The sequence below is a fragment of the Pedococcus bigeumensis genome, assembly GCF_006438965.1.
In the GTDB taxonomy this organism is placed as follows: Bacteria; Actinomycetota; Actinomycetes; order Actinomycetales; family Dermatophilaceae; genus Pedococcus; species Pedococcus bigeumensis_A.
The window spans coordinates 411,985-432,167 of the sequence record NZ_RCZM01000005.1; the positions used below are offsets into that span (position 1 = coordinate 411,985).

15 protein-coding genes are annotated in these 20,183 nt (G+C 70.0%); 4 read left to right on the forward strand and 11 right to left on the reverse strand.

Annotated elements, in window-relative coordinates; genetic code table 11:
• Positions 1-114: 114 nt before the first annotated feature.
• Together EAH86_RS16050 and EAH86_RS16055 are read right to left on the reverse strand one after the other, a co-directional pair.
• Positions 115-1,191 carry an ABC transporter permease gene (locus EAH86_RS16050; RefSeq protein ID WP_140742538.1) on the reverse strand — a complete coding sequence of 359 codons (1,077 nt, stop codon included), beginning with the start codon at positions 1,189-1,191 and terminating at the stop codon, positions 115-117.
• On the reverse strand, positions 1,188-2,705 hold the full coding sequence (locus tag EAH86_RS16055) for a sugar ABC transporter ATP-binding protein (protein WP_241668404.1): 1,518 nt from the start codon (positions 2,703-2,705) through the stop codon (positions 1,188-1,190). The genes EAH86_RS16050 and EAH86_RS16055 overlap by 4 nt, the downstream gene beginning before the upstream one ends.
• Before the next feature lie 175 nt (positions 2,706-2,880).
• Here EAH86_RS16055 and EAH86_RS16060 point away from each other — a divergent pair, with 175 nt between their 5' ends.
• On the forward strand, positions 2,881-4,014 hold the full coding sequence (locus EAH86_RS16060; RefSeq protein ID WP_140742742.1) for an ROK family protein: 1,134 nt from the start codon (positions 2,881-2,883) through the stop codon (positions 4,012-4,014).
• A gap of 18 nt (positions 4,015-4,032) precedes the next feature.
• On the opposite strand, the gene EAH86_RS16065 is transcribed toward EAH86_RS16060, so the two are convergent.
• The 9 genes from EAH86_RS16065 to EAH86_RS16105 form a co-directional block, all read right to left on the reverse strand.
• Positions 4,033-4,890, reverse strand: coding sequence for an ABC transporter permease subunit (locus tag EAH86_RS16065; RefSeq protein WP_161988678.1), 858 nt, complete (start codon positions 4,888-4,890; stop codon positions 4,033-4,035).
• Positions 4,883-5,803, reverse strand: a complete 921-nt coding sequence (locus EAH86_RS16070; RefSeq protein ID WP_140742542.1) for an ABC transporter ATP-binding protein — start codon at positions 5,801-5,803, stop codon at positions 4,883-4,885. Before EAH86_RS16070 ends, EAH86_RS16065 begins: the two co-directional genes overlap by 8 nt.
• The gene (locus EAH86_RS16075; RefSeq protein WP_140742544.1) at positions 5,800-6,093 is read right to left on the reverse strand and encodes an SHOCT domain-containing protein; all 294 of its coding nucleotides are present in this window, start codon (positions 6,091-6,093) and stop codon (positions 5,800-5,802) included. Before EAH86_RS16075 ends, EAH86_RS16070 begins: the two co-directional genes overlap by 4 nt.
• A 117-nt stretch (positions 6,094-6,210) precedes the next feature.
• Positions 6,211-6,882 (reverse strand): response regulator, encoded by a 672-nt coding sequence (locus EAH86_RS16080; RefSeq protein ID WP_140742546.1) that lies wholly within the window; start codon positions 6,880-6,882, stop codon positions 6,211-6,213.
• On the reverse strand, positions 6,879-8,072 hold the full coding sequence (locus EAH86_RS16085) for a sensor histidine kinase (protein ID WP_206665850.1): 1,194 nt from the start codon (positions 8,070-8,072) through the stop codon (positions 6,879-6,881). Before EAH86_RS16085 ends, EAH86_RS16080 begins: the two co-directional genes overlap by 4 nt.
• A gap of 113 nt (positions 8,073-8,185) precedes the next feature.
• A complete protein-coding gene (locus EAH86_RS16090; protein WP_140742548.1) occupies positions 8,186-11,260 on the reverse strand; it encodes an alpha-mannosidase in 3,075 nt (1,024 codons plus the stop codon).
• Between the two features lie 165 nt (positions 11,261-11,425).
• Positions 11,426-12,925, reverse strand: coding sequence for a DEAD/DEAH box helicase (locus tag EAH86_RS16095; RefSeq protein ID WP_241668405.1), 1,500 nt, complete (start codon positions 12,923-12,925; stop codon positions 11,426-11,428).
• Positions 12,926-13,172: 247 nt separating this feature from the next.
• Complete coding sequence (ppsA, locus tag EAH86_RS16100; RefSeq protein ID WP_140742552.1) at positions 13,173-15,557, reverse strand: phosphoenolpyruvate synthase; 2,385 nt, start codon at positions 15,555-15,557, stop codon at positions 13,173-13,175.
• 57 nt (positions 15,558-15,614) lie between these two features.
• Positions 15,615-16,445 carry a pyruvate, water dikinase regulatory protein gene (locus EAH86_RS16105; protein WP_277752346.1) on the reverse strand — a complete coding sequence of 277 codons (831 nt, stop codon included), beginning with the start codon at positions 16,443-16,445 and terminating at the stop codon, positions 15,615-15,617.
• 125 nt (positions 16,446-16,570) lie between these two features.
• Here EAH86_RS16105 and EAH86_RS16110 point away from each other — a divergent pair, with 125 nt between their 5' ends.
• From EAH86_RS16110 to EAH86_RS16120, 3 genes are read left to right on the forward strand one after another with little or no spacing between them, the layout of a single operon-like run.
• Positions 16,571-17,794 (forward strand): ROK family transcriptional regulator, encoded by a 1,224-nt coding sequence (locus EAH86_RS16110; protein ID WP_206665851.1) that lies wholly within the window; start codon positions 16,571-16,573, stop codon positions 17,792-17,794.
• 55 nt (positions 17,795-17,849) lie between these two features.
• Complete coding sequence (locus EAH86_RS16115) at positions 17,850-19,187, forward strand: ABC transporter substrate-binding protein (protein WP_140742554.1); 1,338 nt, start codon at positions 17,850-17,852, stop codon at positions 19,185-19,187.
• A gap of 3 nt (positions 19,188-19,190) precedes the next feature.
• Positions 19,191-20,183 (forward strand): carbohydrate ABC transporter permease, encoded by a 993-nt coding sequence (locus tag EAH86_RS16120; RefSeq protein ID WP_140742556.1) that lies wholly within the window; start codon positions 19,191-19,193, stop codon positions 20,181-20,183.

A 20,183-nucleotide genomic window follows, 5' to 3' on the forward strand; every position in this document is an offset into this window, starting at 1 on the left:
TTTGAGGTGCTCAGCGAGATGGCTGGGCTGGGTGACGAGCGGGTATGCCGTGCGGCTGAGCTGGATGGTGCTGCGAGAGCTGGCGAGGCGGGACCTCGAGAGCGGGTCGGTGCCTCAGGTCTTGTGGGAGCGCCCGGCCACCCGCTGCTGGAGCAGCACGGCGGCGATGATGATGGCGCCCTTGGCAACGGCCTGGGTCGAGGTGTCGAGGTCGTTGAGTGTGAAGACGTTGGTCAGGGTCGTGAAGATGAGGACGCCGAACACGGTGCCGACGATCGTTCCGCGGCCCCCGCTCAGCAGGGTTCCGCCGATGACGACAGCGGCGATGGAGTCGAGCTCGTAGAGCTGCCCGTGCGTCGACGAGCCGGTCGTGGTGCGCGCCATGATCATGACGGCCGCGATGCCGCAGGCGACGCCGAGCAGGATGTAGAGGTAGGCGGTCTGGCGCTGGACCTTGATGCCGGCGAGGCGGGCCGCCTCCGGGTTCCCACCGACGGCGAGCGTGCGACGGCCGAACGTCGTGCGGTTGAGCAGGAGCCAGCCGACCACGGCCGCGAGTGCGAACATGATCACGAGCACGGGAACGCCCATGACGTTGCCGTTGAAGAAGTCGATGAAGTCGCGGTCGGTGATGATCTGGGTGCGTCGCTTGGCGATGATCTCGGCGAGCCCGCGGGCGGCCGCCAGCATCGCCAGCGTGACGATGAAGGGCGCGATCCGCCCATAGGCGATGAGCACCCCGTTGACCAGGCCGCACGCGGCGCCGACGAGGACCGCGGTGAAGACCATGACGATCCAGTGGACGTCCGCGGCCATCGCCTGGGTGGCGACGGTCGTCGCCCAGACCGACCCGAGGGCGACGATGGCGCCGACGGACAGGTCGATGCCACCGCCGCTGATGACGAAGGTCATGCCGACGCTGATCACCCCGATCACCGAGGCGAGGCGCAGGATCGTCATCGCGTTGTCGAACGTGCCGAAGCGGTCGCCGGCCGTGGCGAGGCCCACCACGCAGAGGAGGACCAGGGCGATCACCAGACCCAGGTTGCGGCCGAACGAGCTGGCGAGCAGCGCGGTGAAGCGGCTCTGGTGCGTGGCCTCCGGTGCCACCGTCTGCTGGCGGTCCGGATCGGGCACCGGAGACCCGCTGCGTCCCGGGGCACCGTTCTGCGCGGTCGCGTCGACGCTCATGCGGCGTCTCCTCTCATGATGATGTCGAGCACACCGTGCTCGTCGATCTCGGGGCTCGGGCCCTCGTGCAGCAGACTTCCTTCACCGATGACCAGGACGCGGTCGGAGAGGCCGAGGACCTCCTCGATCTCGCTCGACACGACGACGACGGCGACACCGCTGTCGGCGAGCCGGCGCACGAGCGCGTAGATCTCGGAGCGTGCGCCGACGTCGACGCCACGGGTGGGCTCGTCGAGCAGCAGGACCTTGCAGTCCCGGAGCAGCCAGCGGGCCAGCACGACCTTCTGCTGGTTGCCGCCGGAGAGCGTCCGCATCTCGGCGTCGACCTTGCCGGGCCGCACGTCGAGGGCCTTGACCTGTTCTTCGGCGGCGCGCCGCTCGCCGTCCGAGCCCAGGAACCCAGCCCTCCCGAAGCGGGCCAGGCTGGCGAGGGAGATGTTCCTCGCCACCGAGTCACCGAGCAGCAGGGCTTGGCTCTTGCGCTCCTCCGGGCAGAGCCCGACGCCGGCGCGGACGGCCGCGTCGACCGATCCCGGGCGCAGGGTGCGCCCGGCGACCGAGACGGTGCCGCGGTCGGCCTTGCGGGCGCCGAAGACGGTCTCGACGATCTCGGAGCGACCGGCGCCCACGAGCCCGGCCAGACCGAGGACCTCGCCAGGTCGGACGTCGAAGCTGATGTCGGAGAACTCACCCGCGCGAGCAAGGCCCACCACGGACAGCAGCGGATCGCCGTCCGGGACGCCGGGACGCGGGGGGAAGACGTATTCGATCGCCCGGCCGGTCATCAGCCGGATGATCTCCGCGGTCGGGGTCTCGCGGGCCTCGAGCCCGGTGGCGACCGTGGCGCCGTCCTTGAGGACCGTCACGCGGTCGCCGATGGTGCGGATCTCCTCGAGCCGGTGCGAGATGTAGATGACGGCGACGCCGTCTGCGGTGAGGTCGCGGATGACCTTGAACAGCCGCTGCACCTCGCCGCTGTCGAGCACCGCTGAGGGCTCGTCCATTACGATCAGACGGGCGTCGCGGGACAGCGCCCGGGCCATGCTGACGATCTGCTGACCAGCTGCCGAGAGACTGCCGACCTCGGCGGACGGGGAGATCTCGGGGTGCCCGAGCCGGGCGAGCAGCGCTGCGGTGGCGCGGGAGGCCTCGGCCCGGCGAGAGAAGCCGAACCGCGTCTTCTCGTGCCCGAGGTAGATGTTCTCGGCGACCGTGAGGCCCTCGACGAGGTCGAGCTCCTGGTAGATGGTCGCGATGCCGAGGTCCATCGCCGCCTGCGGGTGCGACAGCTGGATGTCGTTGCCGTTCCACGAGATCCGGCCCTCGTCGGGCGAGTGCACACCGGCCAGGACCTTGATGAGCGTGGACTTCCCTGCGCCGTTCTGACCGAGCAGGCAGTGGACCTCGCCCGGGCGCACCTCGAGGTCGACGCCACGTAGGGCGACCACGCCGGGGAAGCGTTTCACGATGTCGGCCATCACCAGCAAGGGCGAGGCGCCGGTGCCTCGGGTCATGCTCCGGAAGGTAGCCCTACTTTTGCGCACCCGTCAAGCAAAAGTTTGATGTCGCCCACGATCATCTGTCTGATGTGCCGAGAGAAGTCCGCTGTGCTTCACTACCACCGTGAACAGCGCAGGCCTCCTTGCCACCGTCGCCGGGACCTCCGGCGCCGGCGACCTGCTGCAGCTCATGCGGGACGGGACCCCACGCACGAGGGCCGAGCTCATCCAGCTCACCGGGCTGGCGCGCTCGACGGTCGGCACCCGGGTCGACGCTCTCCTCGCTGCTGGGCTGCTGGCGCCCTCAGGTGAAGCCGCGTCGACCGGCGGCCGCCCCCCGGCCAGGTTCGCCTTCAACCCCCGGGCCCGCGTCGTGCTCGGCGCCGACATCGGGGCGACCCACTCCCTCGTCGCCCTCACCGACCTCAACGGCACCGTCATCGCGGAGCGCGCCGAGCAGCTCGACATCACCCTGGGGCCCCGTCTCGTCCTGGACTCGCTGGTCCGCACCGGCAAGGCGCTGCTGAAGTCCGCCGGACGCACGCGACAGGACCTGGCCGGCGTCGGCATCGGCCTCCCCGGCCCAGTCGAGCACTCGACCGGCAAGCCTGCCGCACCGCCGATCATGCCCGGCTGGGACGGCTACGACGTCCCGGCCCACGTGTCAGCCGGGCTGGGTGCGCCTGTCCTCGTGGACAACGACGTCAACATCATGGCGCTCGGTGAGCACGCCGCCGTCTACCCGCACGTGGAGCACCTCGTCTTCGTCAAGGTGGCCACGGGTATCGGCGCCGGCATCATCAGCAGCGGACGCCTCCATCGCGGTGCCAAGGGCGCGGCCGGCGACCTCGGCCACGTGGCGGCGCCACACGGCGGCGACGCCCTGTGCACCTGCGGCAACCTCGGGTGTCTCGAGGCCATCGCCAGTGGGCCGGCGATCGTGAAAGCCTTGCGAACACAGGGAATCGAGGCGTCGGACAGTCGCGGACTGGTCGACCTCGTCCGCGCCGGCGACGTCACAGCTGCGCACGCGGTGCGCCAGGCCGGCCGCGACATCGGCGAGGTCCTGGCGACCTGTGTCAGCATGCTCAACCCCGAGGTCATCGTTGTGGGCGGCATCCTCGCGCAGTCGGCCGAGAGCCTGCTCGCGGGAGTGCGCGAGGTCGTCTACGGACGCTCCCTGCCCCTGGCCACCGGCGAGCTGCAGATCGTCGCCGCACGCACCGGCGACCACGCCGGCGTGCTCGGCGCGGCCACCATGGTGATCCAGCACGTGCTGTCGGCTGAGCAGATCGAGGTCCAGCTCGCCAGCATGGCCGGCTGACGCCCAGCTCGCGTCTCCCTACGCGCTCACGTCCCGGCGACGACCGACGACAACGACGGTGAGGGCCGCCACGACGGCATACGCGGCAACGGTCGCCAGGCCACGCTCGCCGCTCACGGTCGACTGCACACCGGGAGGCAGCGGTCCGATCTGCACGGGCAGCACCGAGCTGATCAGCGAGCCCGAGCTCACGCCGGGCAGCAGGTCCCGCAGTGGCTGCAGCGCCGTGAGGGAGGTGCGGGCCACGGCCGAGATGAGGTTCTCGATGCCCAGGATCCACACGACTCCCAGGCCGATCGGCAGAGCGACCGAACGCAGCACGACGCCGAAGACCGCGCCGAGCGAGGCCCACATCGCCATCACCAGCCACCCCGACCCGAGCCCGGCAGCCAGGTCCCCGATCGAGGGCCACCCGACGGCCTGGTCCTCGACTAGTGCGATGCCCAGAGCGCTTGCAGCACAGGTCAGGAAGAGCGCCAGCACGCCGACACCGACCGCTGTGACGAGGGCCAGCAGCTGGCCGCCGAACACCGAGGCGCGCCGCGGTCCCTGGGTGAGCAGGGTCTTGAGGGTGCCGCCGGTGAACTCGTTGCCGGCGACCAGGGCGCCGAGCACCAGGGCCAGTGCGCCCGCGAAGACCGGGAACGCTGCCGTCGTGTTCGTGATCACCTGGGCGGGCAGCGTCCCGGCGAGCAGCTGGGCCGGGGACTCGCCGTCGGTCATGGCTCCCCCGGAGCCGTTCTTGTAGGACAGGTAGGGGATGACGAAACCGAAGACCTGGTCGAGCGTGATGGCCGCGGCGAGCAGCACCCAGGCTGCCGGCCGACGGACCAGCTTGGCCAGCTCGGCCCGGGTGACGTTGACGAGGTCAGACATGGCTGAGCTCCTTGTCCTCATGAGTGGTCAGGTCGAAGAAGACGTCCTCGAGCTCGCGCTCGGTGCGGCGCACGCCGGTCACGGCAACGCCGGCGTGGACGAGGGCGCGGGTGATCTCCGCGGTATGCCGGGTGCCCACCTTGACGAGCAGGCACCCGGCCTCGGTGCGCACGTCGTCGACGAAGGAGAGCGCGCGGAGGGTAGCGACGGCCACGTCCGACGGAGTGGCGACGAGCTCGAGCTCGGTGTCCCCGCGCAGCTGTTCGACGGTGCCCTCCCGCACGATGCGGCCGCGGTCGATGACGGCAACCCGCTCGCAGATCTGCTGCACCTCGCCCATCAGGTGGCTCGACAGGATGACGGTCCGTCCCTGGCGGCCGAGATCGACGATGAGCTCGCGCATGTCCCGCATGCCTTGCGGGTCAAGGCCGTTCGTGGGCTCGTCAAGGATGACCAGCTCCGGGTCCTTGAGGAGGGCCGCGGCCACGCCGAGGCGCTGCTTCATGCCCAGCGAGTAGGTCCCGAACTTGTCACCCGCACGGTCTGCGAGACCGACGGCCTCGAGAGCCGGGCCGACGTTGGACGCCGGGACACCGGCATACCTCGCCATGGTCCGGAGGTTGGTGCGGCCGGTGAGGTAGGGGTAGAAGCCGGGGCCCTCGATGAGGGAACCGATGCGCCGCAACGCGTCCGGGTCGCCCGGGCGCACACCCAGGACTGCAGCGTCGCCGCTCGTGGGGCGGATGAGGCCGAGCAGCATCCGCAGGGTCGTGGTCTTCCCGGCGCCGTTCGGGCCGAGGAACCCGAAGACCTCCCCGCGGTGGACGGTCAGGTTGACCCCGTCCACCGCGGCGAGCTGGCCGTACTTCTTGGTCAGGTCACGGAGCTCGACGACAGGGTCGGAGCCGGTCATGACGAGCCCATCCGCTTGAGGGTGGCGAGCCGGCGCTCGTACTCCTGCTCGTCGATCTCGCCGGCGGCGTAGCGCTCGGCGAGCTTGGCCGCACCGGCGCGGGTGCCGGCGTAGCCCTGCACCTGACGCCAGCGACGCATCCCGAAGAAGCGGAAGCTGGCAAAGAGGCCGACGATGAACAGCAGCCACAGGAAGGGGAAGATCGGCCACCACGGCCCGGGGCCGTTCCAGTGGTCGTGGTGGGTAGCCAAGCCGGCTGCGGTTGCCGCGGTGGCGATGACGGTGGTCATGGTGACTCCTTGGTCGGATTGAGCTGACACCTCAATCCTTCGGTGGGAGAGCACATTTCGAATCCCACCGGGGGCGACACCTGACCTGCTCCCCCGGGCGTAGGCGGAGGGGTGGTGCTACTCCGACCAGCCCGGCCGCACCAGGCCCGACTCGTAGGCGAGCACGACGAGCTGGGCGCGGTCGCGGACGTGGAGCTTGACCATCGACCTGCTGACGTGGGTCTTGGCGGTCGCGGGACTGAGGAACAGCCGCCCCGCGATCTCGTCATTGTTGAGGCCCTCGCCGACGAGGGCGACGACCTCACGCTCGCGCTCGGTCAGCTCGCCGAGCCGGTTGGCGGCCGGCGACGCGTTGGGCCGGCTGCGGGTGGCGAACTCGCCGATCAACCGCCGCGTGACACCCGGGCTGAGCAGGGCGTCACCCGCAGCGACCGCGCGGACTCCGCGCAGCAGCTCGGCGGGTTCGGTGTCCTTGACGAGGAAGCCGCTGGCGCCGATCCGAACCGCCTCGAACACGTACTCGTCGAGGTCGAACGTCGTCAGCATGACCACCCGCGTACCTGACAGCCGCTCGTCGGCCGCGATCTGCCTGGTGGCTTCGAGCCCGTCGGTCCCGGGCATCCGGATGTCCATCAGCACGACGTCGGGCGCGGTCTCGCGCACCAGCGCGACCGCCTCGGCGCCGTTGGACGCCTCACCCACCACGTCGATGTCGTCCTCCGCGTCCAGCAGGGCGCGGATCCCGGCCCGGAGCAGGGCCTGGTCGTCGGCGAGGACGACGCGGATCATCGCGGGCTCCCCGTGGGGAGGTCGGCCTCGACCCGGATCCCGCCGCCGGGTGCGGCCAGCACCCTCAGCTCCCCGCCGAGGGCGCGGGCGCGCTCCTGCATGCCACTGATTCCATTGCCCTGCACCAGCTTTGCCAACCCCGCGCCTCCGTTGCCGCTGTCCTCGATGGTGACCGACAGCCTGTCGTCACCGTAGTCGAGGGTCACCGCAGCCCGTGTTGCGTGCGCGTGACGGACGATGTTGGTGATCGCCTCCTGCACGATCCGGTAGGCCGCGAGCTCGGCTGCCGCGGGAAGCGGCCGCGGCTGCCCAGTCACCGTCTTGGTGACCTGGAGGCCCGCATGGCCGCTGCGCTCGACGATGTCGTCGAGGCCGGCCAGGTTGGCCACGGGCGAGCGGGGCGCCGGCGCTCCGTCGAGGCGGAGCACCTCGATGAGCGACCGCAGCTCGGTGAGCGCTTCCTTGCTGGCATCGCGGATGGCGAGCAGCGCCGGTTCGACCTGCTCTGGCTTGCGGTCGGCCAGGTGCAGGGCGACCCCGGCCTGCACGTTGATCAGCGACATGTGGTGCGCCACGACGTCGTGCAGCTCCTGCGCGATACGCAGCCGCTCCTCGCCTGCCTGCCGCAACCGGGTCTCGCGCGCCGCCTGGCGGAACGTGGCCGCTCGTTCACGCCAGCTCCGGAGGACCTCGGCGGCCGCGAGCACCACGAGGGTCCAGGCCAGCAAGCCACCCTGCGCCTGCCACGACCACCGCGCCGTGTCGAACGCGAGCCGGCCGAGCGCGTCACCTGCAAGCACTGCGGCAGCACCCAGCCAGGCGACCAGGCGGTGACCGCGGACCACGGTGGCCACCAGCCCGATGGCGAGCCCGAGGAAGACCGGTCCGTAGGGGTAGCCACGAGCGAGGTAGGCCGTCGTGGCCGCTGCGATGGCGGCCATGGTCTGCACAGGGAAGCGGCGCAGCACCGTGATCGCCAGCGGGGCGACGAGCAGCAGGACCACGGCGAGGCCGTCGAGCGAGCGTCGGTCCGGTTGTCCGTGCGCGGCGCCGACGCTGCCGCCGAGCTGGATGAGCGCGACCACGAAGGCCAGGACGTAGCGCGCGATCGGAGGCGCATCCTGGTGGGCCCACTGGTCCCGACCACGCATCCACGGGGGACCCCAGGTCAGGTCGTCGGGCTCACGCATGCCTGCCAGCGTAGGGAACGGGACGCACTGGCGGCGTCCCCCCGCAGGAGGCGACGCGGCATACTCCCGCGGGCGTATGCCGCGAGGTGAACTCGAGTGGCGTGCGACTGCGCCTAGGTCGGCGACGACGCGGCGAGTGCGAACCGCAGGGTCCGCACCTCGAACGGTCCGAGCGTCATTGCGACTGCAGCGGGGTCGGGTGACCTTGGCCCGTCGTCGAGTGGTTCCTCGAGGAGGGTGACCTCGCCGACCGACGCCACAGGGAGGTCGACATGGACGGTGGCCGATGCCCTCCCGCCGAGCGCCTCGTGGACGCGGACCACCAGGTCGCCGGAGCGGTCGGCGGCCAGCTTGACGCAGGACAGGTGCACGCCGGTACCGTCCACCCGAACCAGCGCGTCGAACCCGTGATCTCCGATGACCACCCGAGCTGGGGTGTTGAGCACCACGCCCTCCTGGGCGGCACCGTCGACGTCCGTCCCGACGACCAGCCCGTAGCGGTGGGTGTGCACGCCGTGGTCGGTGTCGGGATCGGGGAACCGCGGCGCCCGGAGCAGGGACAGGCGGATCGTCGTGGTCACCCCGTCCTCGGTCCAGTTGCGCGCCACGTCGTAGCCGTAGGTCGAGTCGTTGACGATCCCCACCCCGAAACCGGGCTCCTCGACGTGCACGAACCGGTGCATCGACGTCTCGAAACGGGCCGCCTCCCAGCTCGTGTTCACGTGGGTGACGCGCCGCTGGTGACCGAACTGCGTCTCGGCACTCGTGTGCTCGGCCCGGACGTCGAGCGGGAAGGCCACCTTGAGGAACCTCTCGACCTCGTGCCAGTCAGTGGCCTGTGCGATGTGCAGCGTCCGGGATCCTGGTGACAGCGAAAAGACCTGTCGCACAGTGGAATCCACCGAGACTGGCCGCTCCACCACGACCTGCGCCACACCGTTCTCGTCGACGAACGCGTCAAGGCTGGTCACCTCACGCAGGTCGCGGACCGTGTTGCGGTAGAACCGGTCGACGTCCCAGGCATCCCACTCGTTCGGCAGGTCAGGATGCAGCTGCAGCAGCCCGGCTACAGCCCCGGCCGGGATGGCGTCACGGCCCGTGGCGAGGTCGACCGCAGACGTGACGAGTCCTTCGGCCGACAGCACGACACGCAGCACCCCGTTGTCGACCACCACGTCGTCGCCCTCCCGCGCGACCGTCACCGGCGTGACCCCATCGGCGGTGTCATCAACGGCCGCGGGGGTCCGCACCCCCGCACCGGCCGGCACCCCACCGCTCGCGCAGCCCGCCCCGTTGACCGCGAGGCGCGCGCTACCGTCGCCTGACAGTGCGGCCAACGACCGCGCCACGAGGGCTTCTGCTTCGCGTTCCACGCGGGTGTACTGCTCCACCGCCTCGCGGTGGACCCAGGCGATTGAGGTGCCCGGCAGGATGTCGTGGAACTGCTGGAGCAGCACCTGCTTCCAGAGCGCGTCTAATTCCTCATGCGGGTATGCCGCGCCCGTGCGCACCGCGGCCGTGGCAGCCCACAGCTCCGCCTCGACGAGGAGGTGCTCGCAGCGACGGTTGCCTGCCTTGGTGCGGTGCTGCGACGTGAGCGTGGCCCGGTGCAGCTCGAGGTAGAGCTCGCCGACCCAGACCGGTGTGCCGGGACGCGGTTGCCCGTCGGGTCCCATCAGCTCGTCCCGGGTCCGGGCGTAGAACGCGTCCGGGTGCTCCCAGCGCACCCTGGGGCTGCCCTCGAGGTCAGCGAGCCGTTGGGCTCGCCCCGTCATCTCGCGGGTCGTGCCGCCGCCGCCATCACCCCAGCCGACGGGAGCGATCGAGCCGGAGGCGATGCGGTGGTCACGGAACTGGCGTTCGGCGAGGGCGAGCTCGGCGCCGGACAGCTCGGAGTTGTAGGTGTCCATCGGTGGGAAGTGGGTCAGCACCCGCGACCCGTCGATGCCCTCCCAGAGGAAGGTGTGGTGCGGGAAGGTGTTGACCTGGTTCCACGAGATCTTCTGGGTGAAGAACCAGTCGAACCCCGCGCGACTCACCAGCTGCGGCAGCGCCGGTGAGTACCCGAAGCTGTCGGGGAGCCACACCCCGTGACAGCTCACGCCGAGCTCTTCGGCGAAGAACCGCTGTCCGTAGAGGAACTGGCGCACCATCGACTCGCCCGACGGCATCACGGTGTCGCTCTCGACCCACATGCCGCCAAGCGGCAGGAAACGCCCGGCCCGCACTGCCTCGACGACCCTCGTCCAGACCTCCGGCCGGTGTTCCTTGACCCAGGCGTACTGCTGGGCACTCGACATGCCGAAGACGAAGTCCTGGCTCTCGTCGATGAGCTCGGTCATCGACGCCGCGGTCCGCGCGACCTTGCGAACGGTCTCGCGCACCGGCCACAACCAGGCCGAGTCGATGTGGGCGTGCCCCACGGCCGAGATCACGTGGGACGCCGTGGCCGGCCGTTCCAGGACGTCCGCCAGGGCCGCGCGGGCGGCGGTGGCCGTGCCCGACACGTCGGCCAGGTCGAGCCGGTCGAGTGCGTCGTCGATTGCCTGGAGGATCCGCATCCGCCGCTGCCCTGCCGGCAGCTCTGCCTGCAACCCGAGCAACACGTCGAGGTCGAGGGCGAGAGCGTGGACCTCCTCGTCGAAGACTGCAAGGTCGATCCGGCGGGTGGCATACAGCAGGTCGGGCGACGCGGTGAGCAGGTCGCCCTGGGTGGTCGGTTTGAAGCGAATCGGCCCGAACACCACCGGGTTCGAGGCCGCCTCGACGTAGAGCTCGACCGGTTCGCCGCCAGTCGCGCGAGGTGTCACGAGCGCCCAGTGGTTGCGCGGGTTCGCGGCCTTCACCGGCGTTCCGTCAGCCCGGTAGACGAAGCCTTCGCACTGGAACCCCGGCTCGGCCACGTCGAACCCGAGGTCGACGACAGCCTCCACCCGGCGACCGACCCACTCGGCGGGCACCTCGCCCGTCAACCGGAACCACGTCGTACCCCAGGCGGCGCCCCAGGGTGCCCCCACGGCATACGGCTCGTAGTCGAGGGCAAGGCCCTCGGACGGTGGCACGGGCTCACCCGGGAGGGTGCGTGCCTCGACCGTGAGCGGCACCGACACCGCGTGGACGGCGGGCCAGATCCGTTCGGTCAGGACTCGGGTGACGCGCCCGACCGTGAGGGTGATGTCGTCGTGCATGGGTCCACCATTGCGTGCCGGTGGACTCCGTGCGACCCAGGGTCACGCTGCAACCGCTTCAGTCCTGATGGAAGCGAAACTTCCGGAAACCCGGAAGCTTCCGCTCCGACCCGGAGCCGAACCGTATGCCGTAGACCTCAGTTCTGGTGGACCACCAGGCCAGGGTCAGCGCCCGCGGCGACCCGACGAGAAGGCGGCGATGCCGCCGCCCGAGCGGGACGAGCCCTGCGATGAGGAGCCCTGCCGACCGGACGACCCGCGCTGCGAGGAGCCGGAGCCGCTGGACGGACGGCCGCCCTGCGACCCGGAACCCGACCGCGGGGTCTCGCTGCGGTAGGACTCGGTGCTGGAGGACTGCGAGCCGCCGCGACGCCCGCGGCTGCCGCCCCCGGCCGGACGACCCGAGCCGCCCTGCTGACGGGGTGCGCCTGAGCCGCCCCGACCGCGCTGCGAGCGACCACCGTTGCCGTTGTTGGCCTGCACGACCACGGGGGCAGGGGTGACCAGGGCGGCGGTGGGGCCGGTCAGGTCACCGATCGCGGGGTGGCCGGGGGTGACGTCCACGGCGGTCGGCTTGATGCCGGCCTGACGCATCAGGGTGCGGGTGTCGCCGCGCTCCTCGGGGGTGGACACGGTCACGACGACACCCTCGGCGCCGGCGCGGGCGGTGCGGCCCGAGCGGTGGAGGTAGGCCTTGTGCTCGGCCGGCGGGTCCACATGCACGACGAGGGTGACGTCGTCGACGTGGATGCCACGGGCCGCGATGTCGGTGGCCACGAGCACGCGGCTCGAGCCCTCGCTGAATGCGGCGAGGTTGCGCTGCCGGGCAGCCTGCGACAGGTTGCCGTGCAGGTCGACCGCGGGGATGCCCGACGCGGTGAGCTGCTTGGCCAGCTTCTTGGCAGCGTGCTTGGTACGGGTGAAGGCGAGCGTACGGCCTTGTCCTGCAACGAGTTCGCGCACGACGGCCGGCTTGTTGTCGCGCGACACGTTGAACAGGTGGTGCGTCATCGCCGGCACGGGCGAGGCCGCACTGTCGACGCTGTGGGTGACCGGGTTGTGCAGGTAGCGCTTGACCAGTTGGTCGATCGCGTTGTCGAGGGTGGCCGAGAAGAGCAGCCGCTGGCCGTCACGCGGGGTGGCGTCGAGCAGGCGCTTCACAGCCGGCAGGAAGCCCAGGTCGGCCATGTGGTCGGCCTCGTCGAGGACGGTCACCTCGATCTCGCCCATGCGGACGTGACCCTGACCGATGAGGTCCTCGAGCCGGCCGGGCGTCGCGATGACGATGTCGATACCGCGGCGCAGGGCAGCCACCTGCGGGTTCTGGCCCACGCCACCGAAGATGGTCATGGTGCGCAGCTCGAGGGCGGCGGCAAGGGGCGTGACGGTCTCGGCGACCTGGATGGCCAGCTCGCGGGTCGGGACCAGGACGAGGGCGCGCGGCGTGTGCGGTGCACGACGTCGGCCGGACTTGGCGAGGGCCGAGACCATGGGCAGCGCGAACGCCACCGTCTTGCCGCTGCCGGTGCGGCCACGCCCGAGGACGTCACGGCCGGCAAGGGAGTCCGGCAGGGTCGCTGCCTGGATCGGGAAGGGGGCGTCGATACCGCGCTCACGCAGGGCTGCGACGACGCGGGGCGCGATGCCGAGGTCGGCAAAGGGCACAGGGGTGTGGTGCGTAGACAAAGGAAACTCTCATCAGAAGTAGGGAGTGGCCGAAGATGCTGAACCACTCACGAACCTGTGAGCTGACGGCGCCAACCAGTAGTTGGGGCGCGGAGCAGACGACCTTTGGTGCACGACGGTGCGCACGTAGTGGTTGCAACCCTATCGGGCCGGGCATTCATTCCCGAATCGCCCGAACGGGGGACAACCGCGTCGGCCGTCCCTCGTTGTGCTTCGTCAGGCCGATTCAGGCCTCGGCGGGAGCCTCGCGGCGGGCCAGCCGGAGCCAGGTCTCCACGACGGTGTCGGGGTTCAGCGACATCGACTCGATGCCCTGGTCCATCAACCAGTCGGCGAGCTCGGGGTGGTCCGAGGGGCCCTGGCCACAGATCCCGACGTACTTGCCCTTGGCCCGACAGGCCTCGATCGCCATGGTGAGCATCTTCTTCACCGCAGGGTCGCGCTCGTCGAAGCCGGCGGCGACCAGGGCCGAGTCCCGGTCCAGGCCGAGGGTCAGCTGGGTGAGGTCGTTGGACCCGATGGAGAAACCGTCGAAGTGCTCGAGGAAGGCGTCGGCGTTGACCGCGTTCGACGGCACCTCGCACATCATCACGACCTGCAGGTCGTTCTCGCCGCGGCGCAGCCCGTTCTCACCCAGGAGGGCGATGACGCCTTCGGCCTCGGCAAGGGTGCGGACGAACGGGATCATCACCTTGACGTTGGTCAGGCCCATCTCGTCGCGCACCAACCGCAACGCCTCGCACTCCATGGCGAAGCAGTCGGCGAACTCGGGGGACAGGTAGCGCGCCGCCCCCCGGTACCCGATCATCGGGTTCTCCTCGTGCGGCTCGTAGCGCGCCCCACCCAGCATCCCGGCATACTCGTTGGACTTGAAGTCGCTCATCCGCACGATCACCGGCTCCGGCGCGAACGCGGCCGCGAGCATGGAGACGCCCTCAGCGACGCGCTTGACGAAGTAGTCACGCGGACCGTCGTAGGCGGCGATGAGCCCCTCGATCTCAGCCTTGACGTCCGGCTCCTGGTCCTCGAGCTCGAGCAGCGCCTTGGGGTGGATGCCGATCTGGCGGTTGATGATGAACTCCAGCCGCGCCAGCCCGATTCCCTTGTGCGGCAAGCGGGAGAACTCGAACGCCTGGTCCGGCGTGCCGACGTTCATCATGATCTTGACGGCCACGTCGGGCATGTCGTCCAGCGCCGTCTCGGTGACCGAGAACGCGCGCAGGCCGTCGTAGACCAGACCCGTGTCACCCTCGGCGGCGGACACCGTCACCTCCTGGCCGTCGGTCAGGGTCGTGGTGGCCGAGCCGGTGCCGACGACCGCAGGGATGCCGAGCTCGCGGGCGATGATCGCGGCGTGGCAGGTACGGCCGCCGCGGTTGGTGACGATCGCACTGGCCCGCTTCATGACGGGCTCCCAGTCGGGGTCGGTCATGTCGGCGACGAGGATCTCGCCGGGCTTGAACTCGTGCATCGACTCGGCCGAGGTGAGGATCCGCACCGCACCCGCGCCGATCTTCTGGCCGATCGCGCGACCCTCGACGATGACCGGTCCGCGCTCGTCCATCCGGAACCGCTGCAGCGTCGAACCCGACTGCCGCGACTTCACGGTCTCGGGACGCGCCTGCAGGATGTAGAGCCGGCCGTCGACGCCGTCCTTGCCCCACTCGATGTCCATCGGCCGGCCGTAGTGCTCCTCGATCTTGAGGGCGTGCACGGCCAGCTCGGTGACCTCGTCGTCGGTCAGGCTGAGCAGCACCCGGTCGGCCTCGTCGACCGGCACGAAGTCGATCGAGCGACCCACCTCGGAGTCCTGCGTGTAGACCATCTTGGTGGCCTTGCTGCCGACGCCGCGCTTGAGGATCGCGGGCCGCCCCGCTCGCAGCGCGGGCTTGTAGACGTAGAACTCGTCCGGGTTGACCGCACCCTGCACGACGGCCTCGCCGAGCCCGTAGCTGCTGGTGATGAACACCGCGTCGGGGAAGCCGGACTCGGTGTCGATGGTGAACATCACACCGGAGGACCCGATGTCGGACCGCACCATCCGCTGCACACCGGCCGACAACGCGACCACGTCGTGGTCGTAGCTGCTGTGCACCCGGTAGGCGATCGCGCGGTCGTTGTAGAGCGAGGCGAAGACCTTCTTGATGGCGAGCAGGATGTTGTCGATCCCGGTGACGTTGAGGAAGGTCTCCTGCTGCCCGGCGAACGACGCGTCCGGCATGTCCTCCGCGGTGGCGCTGGAACGCACCGCCCAGCTCACCTCTCCGGGGGTGTCAGCCACCAGCTGGTCGTATGCCGCGCGGATGTCCGTGTCGAGGTCGGCGGGGAAGGGCTGACCCTCGACCAGGTCGCGGATCTGGGCCCCGGCCTCGGCGAGCGACCGGGTGTCCTCGACGTCGAGGTCGGCGAGGGTCGCACTGATGCGGTCGGCCAGGCCCTCGTGCGCCAGGAAGCGGCGGTAGGCGTCCGCGGTCGTCGCGAACCCGTCGGGGACGCGCACGCCCGCCTTGGACAGGTGCTGGACCATCTCGCCGAGCGAGGCGTTCTTGCCGCCCACCGAGTCGACGTCGCCCAACCCGAGTTCCTTGAACCAGGAGATGTTGCCGGTCACGGCGATCCTTTCGACAGGCGGCGGGTGCCGCGAGTGTGTTGCTGGGTGATTGTGCCGCTAGGCCAGGTTGCCGAGGCGACTGGTCTGCATGATGACGGCCGCCATCTCCTCCACCGACATGGAGGCCGAGTTGATGGAGGGGATCCGGTTGGCCCGGTAGAGGGCCTCGGCCCTGCGCAGCTCGAAGCTGCACTGGGCGAGACTGGCATATTTCGACGCGGGCCGACGCTCCGTCCTGACCTGGCTGAGCCGGGCCGGCGTGGAGAGCAGGCCGTAGCACTTGGCGACCAGCCCACGGATGGGGCGGGGTATGCCGCCCGCGTCGAAGTCCTCATCGACGAGCGGGTAGTTCGCCACCTTGAGGCCGTGCTGGAGGGCGAGGTACATCGAGGTCGGCGTCTTGCCGCATCGTGACGGCGCCACGAGGATCAGGTCCGCCTGCTCGAGGTTGCGCAGGCTCGCACCGTCGTCGTGCTCCATGGCGAACTCGATCGCCTTCATCCGGGCGTCGTAGCGACCCTTGTCGCCGACGCCGTGCAGTGCGCCGACACCGTGGGTGGCGTTGACGTGCAGCACCCGCTCGACGGTGTCGAGGTGGGAGCCGAACAAGTCGATGAAGGCGCAGTCCGTCTTCTGCAGCTCCTCCCGGATGTCCTCGGCGGAGACCGTGGAGAACACCAGAGGCATCACCGAGTCGGTGACCGCGGCATCGAGCTCCTCAACCACCTGCTGTGCCTGCTCGACGGTGGTGATGAACGGGATCTTGCGCCGGGTGAAGGACACCGAGGGGAACTGCTGCAACATCATGTTGCCGAGCGTCTCTGCTGAGATGCCCGTCCCTCCCGCCAGGAAGAAGACGGGGGTGGGAGGAGCCGCGAGTTCATCCACCGCGCCAATGTCCCACACCCCGGGCGTCGCCCGCTTTCGGGTCGCGGCAGACCGTTGACATCTCTCGTCCGTGAGATCTACCATCACGAAAAGAAGTAAACCTTCCTAACTAATGTGAGGTCGACGTGTCGCTCGAAGGTTCGGCCCTGGGTCGCGTGGGCTCGCGCAGCCCACGCCCGGCCACTCCGAGCCTCCTGCGGGCGCTCAACGACCGAGCCGCCCTCGACCTCCTGCTGGCGCACGGCAGCTTGTCCCGCAGCCAGATCGGGCGGCTCACCGGACTCTCGAAGCCGACCGCGTCGCAGCTGCTGGACCGTCTGGAACGGGCCGGGCTGGTCGAGTCGATCGGCCCCTCGGAGGGAGGACTGGGTCGCAAGTCCGTCCTCTACCAAGTGAACCCGACGGCCGGCTACGCAGCCGCCCTGGATGTGACGCCGTCCCGGATCGAGGCGGCGATCGCCGACCTCACCGGGGCCATCATCGGTCGGCACGTGCTGGCCACACCCCGCGGCACGCACCACCCACAGGCCAACGTGCTGGCCTGCCTGGAGGGAGCCCTCGGTCAGACCGGCCTCACCGTGCGTGATCTCGACGCAGTCGTGATCGGCGCACCAGGTTCCATCGACCCAGCCACCGAGCAGCTGCGCTATGCCAAGCACCTCACCGGATGGCACCAGCCGGGCATCCTGACCAGCCTGGCCGAGGCGATCGGCACGGACATCCGCGTCGAGAACGACGTCAACCTTGCCGCCACGGCCGAGCACCGGGCGGGCGCCGCAGCCGGCTGCGAGGACTTCTTCCTCTTCTGGGCCGACGAGGGACTCGGTGGGGCGCTCATGCTGGGCGGCCAGCTCTACCGCGGTGCGACCGGTGGCGCCGGCGAGATCGGCTTCATGCAGGGCAGCGGCGAGGACCTCGTCCGTCGCGTTCGCCGTGAGAACAGCGGCGGCTTCCAGCGGTACGCCGGACCCGCCCAGATCGTCCCGCTGGCCCGTCGCTTCGGGCTTGCGGGCAAGACGGCTGCCGCCGTGGTGGCAGCCGCCGTCAAGGCGGACGTCGAGGGCGGACCCACCCGGGGCGGCGAGTTCCTCGACGAGCTGGCCACCCGCTTCGCAGGTGGGCTGGCCTCCATCATCGCCGTGATCGACCCCGCCATGGTCGTCCTCTCCGGCGGAACCGCGGCGGCCGGCGGCGAGGCGCTTCGTGGTCGCATCCAGGCGCAGCTCCGCGACCTGGCCATGGCGCATCCCGACGTCGTCCTCAGCACCGTCCCTGACAACCCCGTCCTCGCGGGTGGCCTCGGGTCCGCCCTCGAGCTGGCCCGAGAGGCCATCTTCACCACTGGTTGAACCGCAGTTCCCGGGGACCGCGCGTTTCCGGCCGCACGTACAGGAGGCACCCACGGTGCACGCTTCACGGCATACCCTCATCGCCCTGGCCATCGCGTCCGTCGCCGTCGTCACCTCCGGGTGCACGGGCTCCAGCCCGTCCACGGACCCCGTCGCCACGACGGTCGCGCCCACCGAGAAGGTGACCATCACGTTCTGGCACGGCTGGAGCCAGCCGAGCGAGGTGAAGGCGATCGCGGACAACATCGCGGCCTTCCAGAAGCTGCACCCCAACATCACCGTCAAGACCGTCCCCAACGTCGCGGACGACAAGATCCTGCAGGGGATCCGCGGCGGCAACGGGCCGGACGTGGTCTCGTCGTTCACCACCGACAACGTCGGCATGTTCTGCAACGGGGCGCTGATGGACCTCAACCCGTGGCTCGCGAAGTCGGGCGTCGACAAGAACTCGGTGTTCCTGAAGCCGATGGTCGAGTACACGCAGTACCAGGGGAAGCAGTGCACCCTGCCGCTCCTCGGCGACGCCTACGGGATGTATTACAACAAGGCCATGTTCGCTGCCGCGGGGATCTCCGCTCCGCCCAGGACATGGTCGGAGTTCAAGGCCGACGCGGTCAAGCTGACCAAGCAGAGCGGTGCGAGCTACTCGCAGCTCGGGTTCATGCCGACCTTCCACGGCTACGAGAACGCCATCGCGCACTGGGTCTCCCAGTCGGGGCCCACCTATTTCAGCGCTGACGGCAAGGCCAACATCGACAAGGACCCCGCCTTCGCGGACTTCCTCACGATGCAGAAGGATCTCGTCGACTCGCTCGGGGGCTTTGCCCGGCTGGAGAAGTACCGCAACGGGTTCGGCGAGGAGTTCTCCCCGCAGAACGCCTTCGAGGCCGGCAAGGTGGCCATGCAGATCGACGGCGAGTGGCGCACCGTGTCCATCCGCGATGACGGCGTGAAGCTCGACTGGGCGACCGCCCCCCTGCCCGTACCCGACGACCAGGCCGCCAGCTACGGCCGGGGCTACGTCTCGGGCACCGTGGTGGGCATCCCGGCCAACAGCAAGCACGCTGCCGCCGCGTGGGAGTTCGTGAAGTACCTGACCACGGACACCACGGCGCTGGTCACCTTCGCGAACGCGATCCACAACGTGCCGTCCACCCACGCCGCGATGTCCTCGCCGGACCTGGACAAGGACGCGCAGTTCGCGACGTTCCTGCAGATCGCGCAGAACGAGCAGAGCAACACCACCCCCGCCAGCCCCAACGGCGGCCAGTACCAGACGATCCTGCAGGACTTCACCTACAAGTGGGAGTCGGGCCAGGCCAAGGACCTGACGAGCGGCCTGGCGGACGTCGACCAGCAGATCGACAAGGCCAACGCCCAGGCCAAGGGCTGACCGGTGAGCGCGACGACCTTCGGCCGGGGGGCGACCCCTGCGACCGCCCGGGCCGCCGCGTGGACCCCGCGCCAGCCCGGTCGTCGTCGCCGGCAGAACCTCGCCGCGCTCGGCCTGATCTGGCCGTGGCTCATCGGTTTCGGCATCTTCTTCGTCTACCCGCTCGTGTCCACCGTGTGGTTCTCGTTCACCCACTACGACCAGATCAACCCGCCCACCTGGGTCGGGCTGCGCAACTGGCGCTACGTCTTCGGGCTGCACGCCTTCTGGCAGTCGCTGGGCAACACGGCCTGGTTGGTCGTGGTGATGGTCAGCCTGCGGGTGGTCAGCGGCCTGGGGCTGGGGCTGCTGGTGGTCCGAGTGAAGCGAGGTGCCGGGCTGCTGCGGACGGTTTTCTACCTGCCCTACCTGGCCCCGCCGGTGGCGGCCACGATCGCCTTCGCCTTCCTGCTCAACCCGGGGACCGGGCCGGTGAACACCCTGCTGTCCAAGGTCGGCATCCAGGGCCCCGACTGGTTCAACGACCCGGCCTGGGCCAAGCCGGCCCTCACCCTGCTCGCCGTCTGGGGGGTCGGCGACCTGATGGTGATCTTCGTGGCCTCCCTGCTCGACGTCCCCGCCGAGCAGTACGAGGCTGCGGAGCTGGACGGCGCAGGACCCCTGCAGCGCTTCCGCTACATCACCATCCCGCACCTGCGCCCGGTGCTGACCTTCGCGGCCATCACCGGCGTGATCGCGACCCTGCAGTACTACACGCAGGCCGTCGTGGTGGCCCAGGTCGCCAGCGGGCGGGCCGACCAACCCGGGGCGCCGTTCGACGCCGGCTATCCGAACGGCTCCACCCTCACGTTGCCCCAGCTGGTCTACTCGATGGGCTTCCAGCACTTCGAGACCGGATCGGCGTGCGTCATCTCGGTGGTGCTGTTCGTCATCGCGATGGCCTTCACGTCGGTCCTGCTGCGCCGAGGCGCCGGGTTCATCGCGGCGGAGGACTGA